The organism is Nostoc sp. NMS8 (genome assembly GCF_017115045.1).
Lineage (GTDB): Bacteria > Cyanobacteriota > Cyanobacteriia > Cyanobacteriales > Nostocaceae > Nostoc.
This window is the reverse complement of sequence record NZ_JABXKK010000085.1, coordinates 169,592-184,478: the sequence shown is the minus strand read 5'-3', so window position 1 is coordinate 184,478 and position 14,887 is coordinate 169,592. Positions and strand designations below refer to the sequence as shown.

At 39.8% G+C, this 14,887-nt stretch carries 11 protein-coding genes; all 11 read left to right on the top strand.

The window, feature by feature from the left end; genetic code table 11:
• Positions 1–373 precede the first annotated feature (373 nt).
• Positions 374–1,402 carry an NAD(P)-dependent oxidoreductase gene (locus HWQ39_RS16540; protein ID WP_292847010.1) on the top strand — a complete coding sequence of 343 codons (1,029 nt, stop codon included), beginning with the start codon at positions 374–376 and terminating at the stop codon, positions 1,400–1,402.
• Between the two features lie 185 nt (positions 1,403–1,587).
• Positions 1,588–2,856 carry a class I SAM-dependent methyltransferase gene (locus HWQ39_RS16535; protein ID WP_292847007.1) on the top strand — a complete coding sequence of 423 codons (1,269 nt, stop codon included), beginning with the start codon at positions 1,588–1,590 and terminating at the stop codon, positions 2,854–2,856.
• Positions 2,857–3,042: 186 nt separating this feature from the next.
• Positions 3,043–3,996, top strand: coding sequence for a glycosyltransferase family 2 protein (locus HWQ39_RS16530; RefSeq protein WP_292847004.1), 954 nt, complete (start codon positions 3,043–3,045; stop codon positions 3,994–3,996).
• Positions 3,997–4,085: 89 nt separating this feature from the next.
• Positions 4,086–5,093, top strand: a complete 1,008-nt coding sequence (locus HWQ39_RS16525) for a glycosyltransferase (protein WP_292847001.1) — start codon at positions 4,086–4,088, stop codon at positions 5,091–5,093.
• Positions 5,094–5,135: 42 nt separating this feature from the next.
• Positions 5,136–5,981 (top strand): phytanoyl-CoA dioxygenase, encoded by an 846-nt coding sequence (locus HWQ39_RS16520; RefSeq protein WP_292846999.1) that lies wholly within the window; start codon positions 5,136–5,138, stop codon positions 5,979–5,981.
• 153 nt (positions 5,982–6,134) lie between these two features.
• Complete coding sequence (rfbC, locus tag HWQ39_RS16515) at positions 6,135–6,692, top strand: dTDP-4-dehydrorhamnose 3,5-epimerase (protein ID WP_292846996.1); 558 nt, start codon at positions 6,135–6,137, stop codon at positions 6,690–6,692.
• A 62-nt stretch (positions 6,693–6,754) separates the two neighbouring features.
• The gene (locus HWQ39_RS16510) at positions 6,755–7,993 is read left to right on the top strand and encodes a glycosyltransferase (RefSeq protein ID WP_292846993.1); all 1,239 of its coding nucleotides are present in this window, start codon (positions 6,755–6,757) and stop codon (positions 7,991–7,993) included.
• 227 nt (positions 7,994–8,220) lie between these two features.
• A complete protein-coding gene (locus tag HWQ39_RS16505) occupies positions 8,221–9,534 on the top strand; it encodes a Gfo/Idh/MocA family oxidoreductase (RefSeq protein ID WP_292846990.1) in 1,314 nt (437 codons plus the stop codon).
• 513 nt (positions 9,535–10,047) lie between these two features.
• A complete protein-coding gene (locus tag HWQ39_RS16500; protein ID WP_292846987.1) occupies positions 10,048–11,148 on the top strand; it encodes a glycosyltransferase in 1,101 nt (366 codons plus the stop codon).
• Positions 11,149–11,306: 158 nt separating this feature from the next.
• The gene (locus HWQ39_RS16495; RefSeq protein ID WP_292846984.1) at positions 11,307–13,538 is read left to right on the top strand and encodes a polysaccharide biosynthesis tyrosine autokinase; all 2,232 of its coding nucleotides are present in this window, start codon (positions 11,307–11,309) and stop codon (positions 13,536–13,538) included.
• A 617-nt stretch (positions 13,539–14,155) separates the two neighbouring features.
• A complete protein-coding gene (gene hepC, locus HWQ39_RS16490; protein WP_292846981.1) occupies positions 14,156–14,884 on the top strand; it encodes a heterocyst development glycosyltransferase HepC in 729 nt (242 codons plus the stop codon).
• The last annotated feature ends 3 nt before the right edge of the window (positions 14,885–14,887 follow it).

Below are 14,887 nucleotides of genomic sequence, written 5' to 3'. Positions count from 1 at the left end.
TTTTCTTTACCTGCCAGGAAATACAAGGGATTAAGTTAAGATATCCATCCCACAAGATAAAAAGTGTAGTGCATCAATTAAGAACCGCTATAGAGTGCTGCTACCTAATGGGTTAGTCGGCAAACTATGTAATGAATGTTAGCCGATATATAGCGTTTCTGGGTTGAGTCCAATGACCTAACCCCCAACCCATTCCCTACAAGGGAATGGGAGTAAGATTCAAAGCCTCTCTCCTCTTAGGAGAGAGGTTTGGAGAGAGGTCAAGATTGCATACAAACGAAAAATATAGCGGTTCCCTCTTGGATGCAACACCCAATAGGGCGAACATCTGTGCGCCCCTAATTTAACTCATCAATACAAAGGCATTAACACAATGAAAATATTAGTAACAGGAACAGAAGGCTATCTAGGTTCGTTATTACCCCCTCTGTTAATTGAACGAGGACATGAAGTTATTGGTCTAGATACTGGCTTCTATAAAGTTGGTTGGTTGTACAACGCTAGTGGCGTGACACCCAAAACCCTCAACAAAGATATTCGCAACATCACCCCTGATGATTTGGAAGGTATTGAAGCAATAGTCCACATGGCGGAACTCTCCAACGACCCAGCCGGACAATTGGCACCAAATATTACCTACGAAATTAATCATGTAGGTTCAGTTCGTCTGGCTAGTCTGGCTAAGGCTATGGGTGTGCGTCGCTTCGTATATATGTCTTCGTGCAGTGTCTACGGTGTTGCTACTGCCGGTGATGTCACAGAAGAATCCCCAGTTAATCCTCAAACAGCCTATGCAGAATGCAAAACTCTCGTAGAAAGAGATGTCAGACCACTCGCTGACGATGACTTCTCTCCCACCTTTATGCGGAATGCTACAGCCTTTGGTGCTTCTCCCAGAATGCGTTTTGATATTGTTTTAAACAACTTAGCAGGGTTGGCATGGACTAGCAAAGAAATCAAAATGATTAGTGACGGCACACCTTGGCGGCCATTAGTCCACGCATTGGATATTTGCAAGGCCATAGTTTGCACCTTAGAAGCACCACGGGACATAGTACATAACCAAATCTTTAACGTGGGAGATACAGCGAATAACTATCGCGTCAAAGAAATCGCGGAAATTATTGCTGATGTTTTCCCAGATTGTAAATTGTCCTTTGGTGACAACGGCGCAGATAACCGCAGCTATCGTGTATCCTTCGAGAAAATCAACACAATCCTACCCGGATTTAAATGTGATTGGAATGCCCGACTTGGTGCCCAACAGCTATTTGATTTATTTAGCCAAATACACATGGCTGAAGATACTTTCTTATTTAGAGGATTTACTCGCTTAAAACAGCTAGAGTATCTGATTCGGACAGAGCAAATTGACAAAGATTTCTTCTGGAATAAAAAGTAGGTAGAGTTAGCTATTAGTGTGTAGATAAATAATTTAATCGTAGTGAATAGTCGTAATTCTTATTTTACAGATCAGGTATAAATTGCGAAATTACGAGAGTAAATTATACACACTAATAGCAGCAAAAAAGGTTTTTCAGACCTATTCCATCCACCAAATTATTTGCAATCAGTGACTTGAAAATTATGGCGATCGCAAAATGTCGTTTTAGTGGTCAACCTCTGCATCAAACCTTTATTGATCTAGGAATGTCACCTTTAGCCAATGCTTATCTTAGAGCAGAACAGCTAAATAATGCCGAAAAGTTTTATCCTCTCCATGCTTATGTTTCTGAAGACACTCTCTTAGTTCAATTAGAACAATTTGAAACTCCAGATCGCATTTTTAGTGACTATGCTTATTTTTCTTCCTACTCGGTCAGTTGGCTAAAACATGCTAAAGCCTACACCGATATGATGGTAGAAAAGTTCAACTTTAATCATCATAATCAAGTTATTGAAATTGCCAGTAACGACGGCTACTTACTGCAATATTTTTTAGAGAAGGGAATCCCCGTTTTAGGTATAGAACCAGCCGCAAATATTGCCAAGGTTGCTGAAGAAAGAGGCATTCCTAGTATCAACAAGTTTTTTGGAGTCGAAACTGCCAAAGAACTCGTGATACAAGGAAAGCTAGCTGACCTCTTGATCGGTAATAATGTTTTAGCTCATGTACCGGATCTAAATGATTTCATCGCTGGGATGAAACTTATCCTCAAACCTAATGGCATTTTGACGATGGAGTTTCCTCACATCTTACAACTCATTCAAAAAAATCAGTTTGATACGATTTATCATGAGCATTTCTCTTACTTCTCATTCCTGACTATTGATAAAATTTTTGCAGCACACAATTTGCAACTTGTTGACGTAGAAGAATTATCAACTCATGGCGGTTCACTAAGAATTTATGCCAAACATGACTCCGCCGATCATATCAGCATTAGTGACCGAGTTAGCCATTTGAAAGCTAAGGAAATTGCTGCTGGACTGCATCGCATAGAGACTTACATTACATTTGGCGAAAAAATAAAAGAAACAAAGCATAAGCTATTAAATTTTCTCTTAAAAGCTAAAGCAGAAGGTAAATCAATCGCTGGTTATGGCGCACCAGCTAAAGGCAATACATTGCTGAATTACTGTGGAATTGGAAAAGATTTTATTGATTACACAGTAGATTCTAATCCTTATAAACAGGGACTATTTTTACCTGGTACTCATATTCCTATCTTTGAACCAGATAAAATCCGTGAAACTAAACCAGATTATGTCCTAATTTTACCTTGGAATCTCAAGGAAGAAATTATGGAACAAATGGCATTGATTGGTGAATGGGGTGGACAGTTTGTAGTACCAATTCCTGAAGTAAAAATTTATCCCTGTCCTATTCCGGATAGGCTTTTAATGGCGTCGTAATTATTACTAAAGAGAAGCAAAAACGCCTCTTATTACTAATAATTTAATTTTTTTGAGTAATTAAAAGGTGCATCTCTTATAAAAATTATGTCATCAAATCGCAAAGAAATAAATTGGAAAGCAGCTTTTTAATTACCTAAACTGCTGTTAATACTGGTTCTTCTTCACTACAGAGTTGGGCTTAATATGAATAAATTGCTGACCATTGCCATTCCAACATTCAATCGCGCCCAGCTTTTAGATAAACAACTTACTTGGTTAGCCAAATCTATTAAAGGCTTTGAGTCTGACTGTGAAATCTTTATTTCTGATAATTGCTCTACAGACAATACCCAAGAAGTAATTAAAAAGTGGCAGATAATTCTCAGTAATGTAAAATTTACGTCAAACAGAAATAATAAAAATATTGGCGTAATGGGTAATATTGCTTGTTGTTTAAAAGCACCAACTAGTGAGTATATCTGGACAATTGGTGATGACGATCCAATTCAGGAAAGAACCCTAGAATATGTCTTAACAACACTAAAAAAACATGCAGATTTAGCACTAATGTTTTTAAACTTCTCCGGTCGTCAAAAACGAACAGGTCAACTTGTTGTAGAACGCTGGTTGAATAGTGATAGCGATGAGCTAAGAGTTGATGGTAAAACTGTATTTCAAGGTTATTTGAACGAAAACTTTGGTGGTGTACTTTTTATATCAGCAGCAATTTATCGCACAGATTTAGTACAACGAGCTTTACAAAAATGGCCATCTGCTACTAGTAATTGGGCATCTCAAGCATATTGGACTGCATTTTGTGCTGCTCATGGAAGTGTCATTATCACTAAAGACACTTATTTAGAATGCACTATGGGTGCTAGTCTTTTGGATCTCGACCCAACATGGAACTTTAGAATGCGATATGCGTTCATACCTGAAGTTTATATAAAACTACTAAAGGTAGGGTATCCTCATAAGTTTTGTCAGAAAATGATTTGGCAGAATTTCCAACAAAAAACCGACTTTAAAATATTATTAGGTGCTTTAAAACGCTGGCCTTTCTTGACAATCAAGATATTTATTCCTTACCTACGTTTTTTAAGTATATCAGCTTGGGCAATTCTTTTTCCACCCAAACAGCTAGATAATAGCCTGTAACTTAGTGTGTTCATTGCCAAGTTATTGTTAACAATAGTTCTTGGCGATAACCACTAATATATCAATTTTATTAACTACTATTTCTTACAATGCCTAAATTACTGACCATTGCTATACCCACTTATAATCGTGCTGAACTACTTGATAAACAGTTAGCCTGGCTAGCTCAAACTATCAAAGGTTTTGAAGATGATTGTGAAATTTTAGTTTCTGATAATTGTTCCACAGATAATACTCAAGAAGTGATTAAAAAATGGCAATTAACACTTAGTAATATCACATTTAAATCAAATAAAAATCCTAAAAATTTAGGCGTTGTCAAAAATATCATGTATTGCCTAAATTCTACAATAACAAAATATGTTTGGACAATTGGTGATGATGATCCGATTCAAGATAGAGCCATTGCTTATGTAATTAGCAAGCTCAAGCAATATGAAGATTTATCATTATTATTTCTCAACTTTTCCGGTCGCAACCAAATTACTGGTGAACCAGTTCATCCACCCACAATTGTTGGTAATCGCTGGTTTGATATAGATAGTGAAGAAGGTGAGGGTGATGGTAAGGCTATATTTGAGCATTGTTTCTCAAAAAGTGTCGGTGCAGTAATTTTTCTGACTGCTACAATCTATCGCACTGATTTAGTAAAACGCGCTCTCCAAAATTGGCAAGATGCTGAGAATAACTGGATATCTTTAGCATATTTAGCCGGGTATTGTGCTGCCAATGGTCGTGTAATTGTCACGAAAGAGACTTATTTGGAATGTGTTGTTGGTGTGAGTTATTGGCAGAAAGAGCCAAAATCTGCGCTGTTAATGCAATACAAACACATCCCCGAAGTGATTTTGAAATTGGAGCACAGTGGATATTCTAAGCAGTTTTGTCGGCGAATGCTTTTGCAAAACGGCAAAGAAGTTAACTTGAAAGTTTTCTTGGGTGCTTTAAGAAGATGGCCTATGTCAGCAATTAAGACAGTAGTTCCATTTTTGGCTTTAGTCAGTTTGTGTGCTTTTGACGTGATGATTTCTAAAGAATTTAGTTTAGCAGAATCAGGTGAAATAGCTACTCAAGAAGTACAGAGCTATAAGCCATAATTTACTGATAAATTTACATCAAAAATAGAAGGAATTAACACCATGTTTAGTGTAATTAAACGCAAAATATCTACACTATCTTCTGACTTGGAATATTATCTAGCACGTTGGAAGCATAGCAAAAATATGCCAGCATTGGAAGGGCGCGATCGCAAGATCCTTAATGCTCTCAAAAAAGATGGCGTTTACATCACAACCCTGGCAGATTTAGGGTTAAACTCTAGCTCAGAACTACTCAAAGCTGCTTACCATCAATTGTCTCAGATGGACAATCCCAACAACGACCATCTAGATGAAAAGTTACCACAAATTTCCACAGTTACAGGTTTACCAGAATTTTATGCCTGGGGAATGGAGAAAAGACTGTTCAATATCATCGAAAATTATATTGGTCTTCCCATTGCTTTTCACGGTGTACATTTACGCAGAGATTTCAATAATAAACATCAGTTTGGGACGCTGCTATGGCATAGCGATGCCGAAGACCGTCGGATTATCAAAATCTTTATTTACTTGAATGATGTAGAAGAAAAAACTGGGCCTTTTGAATACATTCCCCGCTCTTTAACTCCCTTATTTAGTTGGAATTATATTCAGCTTTTCTACAAACTTTGGAAGTCAGGCTATATGGGCATTGATGATGAAGAAGTAAAACCAGTCATCCCTAAATCAGCTTGGAAATCCTGCACAGGCCCAGCCGGTACCGTCATTATTGTAGATACGAAGAATGCTTTGCATCACGGTACAGTCCGCACAGAAGACCGGTCAGCGCTATTCTTTTGCTACACCGCTAACCCTCCTGAAAGACCAGACCTCTGCACCCAATACTGGGATGATACTTATCCCAGAGCAGAGTTACGTTCTGCTTCAGATGCAATATCTGTTTAGGAGCTAATTATTTCCTGTGGGGTGGGCGACACGAGCGCCTTTGGTTACTGGGCGCTCGTGTCGCCCACCCCATAAAATTGGATAATTTATTTCTTGGAAATCCTTTAATCTGCGGACATTCTAAGACTCAACATTCATCTCAAAGGAATTATCATGATTTTCACTGAAACCGCACTCAAAGACGCATTCATTATTGACTTAGAACAAAAGCCTGACCACCGTGGTTTTTTTGCTCGGTCTTTCTGCGCTCAAGAATTTGAAGCACATGGATTAAAGCCAACAGTTGCTCAATGTAACCTGTCTTTTAACTACAAAAAAGGCACTATCCGAGGAATGCACTATCAAATTCTGCCAGCAGCAGAAACGAAATTGATTCGCTGTACTAAAGGCGCTATCTATGACGTAATTATTGATATGCGTCCTGAATCTCCTAGCTTTTTATCACACATTGGTGTAGAGCTAACCCCAGAAAATCACCGTGCTTTGTATGTTCCAGAAATGTTTGCTCATGGGTATCAAGCACTGACAGATGAGACGGAAGTTGTATATCAAGTGGGTGAATTTTACACCCCAGGATATGAAAGAGGTTTACGCTATGACGACCCATTCTTTAACATTGATTGGCCTCTAGATGTGACTGAAATCTCTGAGAAAGATTTAAATTGGCCTTTGTTGAGAATGATGACTGTTGGTGGTACAGTTTCCAGATAAATTTAAACTCTTTATCTGCACCTCTAAGTGAGGTAAAAAATCATTAATTTAGGTAGAAATAAATGCCAAATAATATTCTATCTCGTGTTGGAAATACTATCTCTTTTGTCTCCAACAAAGTCCAAGCTCGGATCAATTATGCTAAGACATTACAGGTTGTTTCCCTAAAGCCTAAACAGCCTTCTAAAGGAAATGTACTTCTTTCTTATCGGATTGAACCATTTCTCATCAAACCAGGTCAGACTGTCCCCAATGACCAGAGTTGGAACTGGGAATGTCTACTAATTGCCCAAACTTTTTTAGACCTGGGTTATAACGTTGATGTCATCCAGTTCCACAATGATAAATTCGTTCCTCAAAAAAATTACGCATTTTTCATTGATATCCGTCATCGTCTAGAAGCGCTTGCGCCAAAACTTAATAAAGATTGCATTAAAATTTTCCACGTTGACATTGCTAATATGATTTTTCGCAATGCAGCAGAATGCAACAGACTTCTAGAACTCCAACAGCGCCGAGGAATTACCTTACGTCCACAGCGATTTGAAACGCCCAACTTAGGAATTGAATATGCCGATTACGCTACTGTACTAGGCAACAATTTTACAGTTGATACATTCAAATATGCGAACAAACCAATGTATCGTATTCCCATTTCTTCATCACTTGTTTATCCTTCTCCTGAAGAGAAAGACTTTGAAGCGGTAAGAAAGAATTTTATCTGGTTTGGTGGTAGCGCTTTAGTTCTCAAAGGATTAGATTTGGTTTTAGATGCCTTTGCCCAAATGCCGGAATACCATTTAACAGTTTGTGGCCCGGTAAGTAATGACGAAGAGTTTGAGCAAGCTTTCTATAAAGAACTATACGAAACACCTAACATTCATACTTATGGTTGGATTGATGTTAGTAGCCCTGACTTTTTAAAGATTACAAATAATTGTTTGGGACTTGTTTATCCTTCTGTTTCTGAGGGACAGGCAGGTGCAGTAATCACCAGCTTACAAGCCGGCTTAATTCCGATTTTAAGCTACGAATCTGGTGTGGATGTTCATGACTTTGGTGTGATTTTTGATAACCTTTCCCTTGAAGAAATTCAGGCAAAAGTTAGAAGTATTTCCAATTTGCCTGTTGAAGACCTCAAGCTGATGTCTATGAAAGCATGGGAATACGCAAGAGCAAATCATACCAAAGAAAAGTTTGCCCAAGCTTACAGAAATGCTGTGGAGCAAATTATCGAAAATCACAGCCAGAAAAAACAGACTGCTTCTATAGCATCTAGCAAACAGCTAGTTAGTACTTAGCCCTGGCGATTAGAAATCGCGGCTATACAAACCAAGTCCGCCTGCGCGGACTAAGGAAAATTAAGGGTTTTGCCTGTGTAGCTGTGACTTCTAGTCACTTGGTGCAAGATGTCGCTAACACCAATTCCTATGAAAGTGTACTTAATGTTTAGCTGTAATAAATTATTAAGTGCAAAATTATCGAGAATTTGTAACACAACAAACAGTTCTAAAAAGGAGTTTAGTTCATGATTATTATCGATCGCGCCTTACAAGCCCGTGCAGCAGCAGGAAATCCTATCAAGGTGGGAATGATTGGTGCTGGTTTTATGGGTCGAGGAATTGCCAACCAAATTGTCAATTCAGTGCCAGGAATGGAGTTAGTTGCGATCTCCAATCGCCAGATTGGTGCAGCTAAACAAGCTTATTCGGAAGCAGGAATTGAAGATATTCAAGTTGTTGCAACTGTCAGCGAATTAGAAGATGCGATCGCTAACGGTAAGTATGCAGTCACAGAAGACGCTAAGTTACTGTGTCGGGCTGAAGGCATTGATGCATTAATCGAAGTCACAGGTGCAGTGGAATTTGGCGCTCACATCGTTATGGAAGCGATCGCCCACCGCAAGCATGTGATCATGATGAATGCCGAACTCGATGGCACTATTGGCCCCATCCTGAAAGTGTATGCCGATAAAGCAGGTGTGATTCTCAGCGCTTGTGATGGCGATCAGCCAGGGGTACAAATGAACCTTTACCGCTTTGTCAAAAGCATTGGTTTAACTCCCTTATTGTGCGGTAACATTAAAGGACTCCAAGACCCCTATCGCAATCCCACCACCCAGGAAGGATTTGCTAAACGTTGGGGTCAAAAGCCCCACATGGTGGCTAGCTTCGCTGACGGAACCAAAATTTCCTTTGAGCAAGCGATCGTTGCTAATGCCACAGGCATGAAAGTTGCCAAACGGGGAATGCTGGGATATAACTTCAACGGTTATGTCGATGAAATGGCCCATATATATGATGTTGAACAACTCAAAGAATTGGGCGGTATTGTCGATTATGTAGTTGGAGCAAAACCAGGCCCAGGCGTATATGTATTTGCCACTCACGACGATCCCAAGCAACAGCACTATCTCAACTTATACAAATTAGGCGAAGGCCCGCTTTACAGCTTCTATACTCCTTATCACCTCTGTCATTTTGAAGTTCCCTTGTCCGTAGCGCGTGCTGTTCTCTTCGGTGATGCCGTTATGTCTCCACTAGCAGGCCCGCTAGTAGATGTTGTCACCACTGCCAAAATCGACTTGAAAGCAGGAGAAACCTTAGATGGCATCGGCTACTACATGACCTACGGACAATGTGAAAATTCCGATATCGTCCAACAGCAAAATCTTCTACCAATTGGTCTAGCTGAAGGGTGTCACCTCAAACGAGATATTTCTAAAGATCAAGTCCTCACTTATGAGGATGTAGAATTACCCGAAGGCAGACTTTGCGACCAACTACGAACTGAGCAAAACACTTATTTCGCTCCAGAAAAAATCTTAGTAGCAGTTGGATAATATCGGTTCCAAAACATTTGCCACAAATGAATTGGCTGTAGGGGCGTACAGCTGCCCGTAATATGTTTCGGATAAGATCCCCCTGCCTGCGGCGACCCCCTTAAAAAGGGGGTAAAAATTACAAAAAGCCCCCCTTAAAAAGGCAGGGCTGTTTCATTCCCCAAAGAGCTTTAAAAATCAAGGGTTATAGCAATTTAAAATTGGTTATTTTGTTACCAGGGTGTCGATAAAATGAACTATTTTACTGATATTTAAGTGCTTAAATGTTCATCTCATCGTCACCTTACTTACAATTTTCTTGCTAACCATCTTGACAAATCCTGTTTGAAATGGAATGAATCAGCCCTGCCTTAAAAAGGGGGGTTGGGGGGATCTCCGAGGCCGCTACAAACGTATTTGTCGCAAGAATGTCGTTAAGAGGATAGGAAGCTATACTGCGGGACACTAAAGTTGTTGATAGTAACTTGCTGGGGAGCGTTTAAACAACCCCGATCGAAACTTTAGGTCAAATTCATGAAAATTGCTCTCGTCCACGATTATTTAACCCAGCGAGGTGGGGCAGAGCGTGTGTTTGAACTGCTTTGTAAGCGCTATCCTGAAGCAGATATTTTCACATCTTTGTACGATCCCCAAAAAACTATCGATCTAGGCGATCGCATAGTTAATACAACCTTCTTGCAAAAGATTCCTGGTGCAGCAAAATATTTCAGGTCAATGGCTCCTCTATATTTTCCTGCCTTTCGTGCCTTGGATCTGCAAGACTACGATTTAATTATTAGCAGTAGCACTAGCTTTGCCAAAGCAGTGCGAAAAAACCCCAAGGCTCGCCACATTTGTTTTTGTCATAATGTCACCCGTTTTTTATGGGATACAGCAACTTATTTAAGAGAGTACGGAGACTATAGATATTTCGCTCCTTTAATCGAACAAGTATTTCAATTAATGAGAAAGGTAGACCTGAAATATGCACAGGAACCTGACCTTTACATTGCTAACTCTAGTGTTGTTGCCCGCCGGATTGAAAATATCTATGGCAAAAAGGCAATGATGGTAAACTATCCAATTGATACTAGTAAATTTGTTTTTTCAGATATAAAAGATGAATATTATCTCGCCTCCGCCCGGATGATCAGTTATAAGCGACTTGATATAATAGTCGAAGCTTTTAATTGGTTAGGGTGGCGGCTATTAATATCTGGTGATGGGCCAGAACAAGCACGGTTAAAATCCAAAGCATTACAAAATATTGTGTTCTTGGGACACGTAAGTGATAGAACCCGCAAAGACTTGTTTTCCAAAGCCAAGTCTATTATTGTCGCAGCCTTAGAAGACTACGGATTAGTGCCAGTAGAGGCTAATGCTAGCGGCACACCAGTCATCGCTTATGGAGCAGGTGGAGTATTAGATACTCAAATTCCAGGTGAAACAGGAGTCTTTTTCAAAAGACAGACACCCGAATCTCTACAACTTGCATTACTAGAAGCCAACGGCATTTCTTGGGATTACGATCGCATCCGTAATCATGCAGTAGCAAATTTTTCAGAGAATGCCTTCTTTGGTAAGGTTGAGCAAATTATTAACCAAGCTTCTGGTGTGCATCGATTATTCATTTGATTTCTGAATCTCTTTCCCCTATAAGATTACCTATTTATTTTTCTCTCTCCTCCTTGGCGTCCTTGGCGGTTCGTAAAAAGAATTAGGTATTGTTCGGAGAATCTCTTAGCGTAAATCTCGTTGGCGTGGCCTTTCGTAGAAAAGACAAGGATATAAAAGTGGTTCAAACTAGTCTAAATCCTCAGATAACTCCCGCTTCTGAAAGTGAACCAAGTTACGGACAAATGTTTGCCGTATTTGTGCGTAGATTTCCGTGGTTCTTAGCAGTATTAATTAGTTGTATTGCTATTGCCAGCATAGTAACTGTAAAGACCAAGCCTACTTATAAAAGTTCTATGCAACTGCTAGTAGAACCTAACTATCAAGGTAAAACGGAAGGTGCTGCTGGGGTAGATAACCAGTTTACTGACTCTAATGTGGTCATAGATACTGCTACCCAGCTTAACTTGATGCAAAGTTCAGGACTTATCCAAAAAGCAGTCGATAAACTTCAATCTGATTATCCAGATATAACTTCAGGTGAAATTAAAGCTTCTTTGGTCTTAACTCAATTAAGGAGCAAAGAAGATAATGTTGCTACAAAAATATTTCAAGTTGAATACACTGCTGGAGATCCAGAAAAGACCCAAAAAGTTCTGGGCGCAATTCGACAAGTTTATGTTGAATATAACAAACAACAACAGAATTCGCGTTTACAAAAAGGTCTGCAAATTATCAGGGAACAGTTAAGTAAAGCCAGTGAAGAAGTAAACGCGGCTGAGACAAATTTACAAAGATTTCGGAGAAATCAAAACTTAATCGATCCAGAGTCGCAAGCCAAAGCGATTGAAACAGCTTTGAACAATATTGCCCAAGAACGACAAACAACTCGTTCTCAATATGGGGAAGCTTTGGCACGCCAAAAATCTTTAGAAGAACAACTTAACCGTTCTCCTCAAAATGCTCTAGTTGCTTCTCGTTTGAGTCAGTCTACTCGCTATCAAAGCTTACTGAACGAAATCCAAAAAAGCGAACTGGCACTAGCACAAGAACGCTTACGCTTTACAGATCAGACTCCGAACGTGCAAAAGCTCAAAGAACAACTTCAGGGACAGAAGGAGTTATTGCAACAAGAGGTAGGAAGAACTTTAGGCGGAAAGTCTGCTGGTAAAATCACTTCGGGAGACTCTCTTCTCGAACGAGGACAGATGGGTGAAATTGATCTCAGCCTGGCCGGTCAGCTAGTAGAAACGCAAACCACGATAGTTGCTTTAACTGCTCGCGATCAAACTTTGGCTCAGAAAGAAAACGAGCTGCGTTTTGAAATCAAACGTTTCCCGCCTCTGTTGGCTTATTACAATCGGATGCTACCACAGTTGCAATTTAGTCGTGAAAGATTGGAGCAACTTTTAAGAGCAGAACAGCAATTACGGCAAGAGCTTTCCAAGGGTGGATTTAATTGGGAAGTGGTAGAAGATCCGCAAAAAGGCGCACAATTAGGCCCCAATCTCCAACAGAATTTGCTGTTAGGTGCTGTGGTTGGGTTAATGTTAGGAGGTATTGCTGCCTTTATTCGGGAATCGGCTGATGATGCAGTTCACACCACTGCTGAATTAGAGAAGCAAATGGCCATGCCGTTATTGGGAACAACCCCCAAGTTACCGCCAGCCAAACCCAAAGAATCAATGATCAAGTTGCCTTTTGGCAAGCCAGAAGTTCTTGCTCCTTGGACAATTCAGGTATTGCAATCTCCACCTCGTTGGGAATCGCTGGATCTGATTTACAAAAACATTGAACTTTTAAATACTGTTACTAATTTAAAATCTTTGATGATTACTTCGGCTTTAGCTGATGAGGGTAAATCAGCTTTGGCGCTGGGTTTGGCAATGAGTGCTGCTCGGTTACACAAAAGGGTGTTGCTGATTGATGCCAATTTACGCGATCCCAGTTTGCACGAACAACTGAATCTTCCTAATGAACAGGGGCTTTCAACTCTATTGGCGAGTGATACAACTCTACCGAACCAAATTAGTCTTCAATACTCAGGTTCCGCCTACATCGATATTTTGACCGCTGGCCCCAAACCTGCCGACCCCGCGAATCTGTTGAGTTCCCCACGGATGATGCAATTAATGGCAGCATTTGAGGAAAACTATGATTTGGTACTCATAGATGCTCCGCCAGTTCTCGGCTTAGTAGATGCGATGCTGACTGCATCATCTTGTCGTAGCGTGGTCATGGTGGCAAGCATTGGTATTGTGACACGAAGTCAGCTGACTCAAGCTACAGCCATGCTGAGTAAGTTAAATCTGATTGGGGTTGTAGCTAATGGGGTATCAAATTCTAGTAGTAATTATGTGCCAAATATCAAACAACAGCAATTAGCTCTACGTCAAGCTGTAGAAAAGTAGCTAGTACTGCTAGATGAGAAATCCCCGACTTCTTAGAGAAGTCGGGGATTTTGCGTTTCGCATTTGTAATCAAAATTTCATTTTGTTGCAATCAGGAAAAATTAAGTATATTTATGCTATCTTTATTGGCTTTCAGAGAAATCACTGGCTCTTTAAAGAGTAAATAAAGAATTTATTTGAGCGATCGCTATTTCTACATAGTCTTATATTCTAGAGATTAAAGCACTTCCACAAAGGTTAGAACACAACTGTAGACAAGTTTTGTACATATCGACACATGAACACCTCAGCTTAATTAAACATAGATATGAATTTATGGGTAATTTACCTCTACACTTTACTACTGTCAGTAGTTCCCGGAAAATCATGATTTACCCATGAATGTTAATAGTAGCGGTGACTGCTACATATCTAATTAGTATCTGTCTAATTTGTACATCTCTACATCAGCACAATTCTGCACAATATATGCTTGGCTGAGTGCTAAATAATAACATATTTTGCCCTCAATTATCTCCAACTTTTTGGAGTTACAACAAGATTTGGATTTGGGTCTTTGGCATTGATAGCCTTTGATAACTCCTCAGCAATTCACTCCTGTATAATCCCAAAGACTTATGGCAACTTCAATAATTCCAACTCTAGAAAATTTATATGATGTAACCCAGGAACACCAAGATAATCGTGGGCACTGCACACTCCAGTGGCGACGGGGTAAGTTGTTGGTGAAGCCGCTTGGACGAGTTAAACAACCATATCTACCTGCATTAGATAATAAGCGATCGCTAGTAGAATGCTTACAACATTCTCCTGTAAGTTTGGTAAGCATAGATGCAAAACTGGGTGAAACTTTGCTCAGGTTTTGGGCGGATGCGTGTGAAGAAGCTCAAAAACCAATATTTCTCAACTTACCCACTAGCAAGAAACTGCCTAACCAACCCTGGAGACAATTACAGCGACTAATTGATTGGATTGCTGCTTTCGTGTTGCTGCTATTAGTAAGTCCAGTCATATTGGGATTGATTGTATTAATGCAGGTTTATTCACCAGGATCAATTTTTTGTCGTGAATGGCGTGTTGGAGAACGGGGTAAATTTTTTCGAGCAATTAGGTTTTGCACAACTACAAAGCACAACATCACACCATTAGGGCGTTGGATGCATAAATACGGTCTTGACAATTTGCCCCAGTTATTTAACGTTCTGCGGGGTGATATAAGTTTGACCGGATCTTGTTGTTGGACTTTGGAAGATGCAGTACAGCTAAATAAACTACCAGAAATTACAGCTTCATGGGAAGTAGATGCACAATCTCACGTGTTACATCTAGATAGCCAAACACTGTAATTT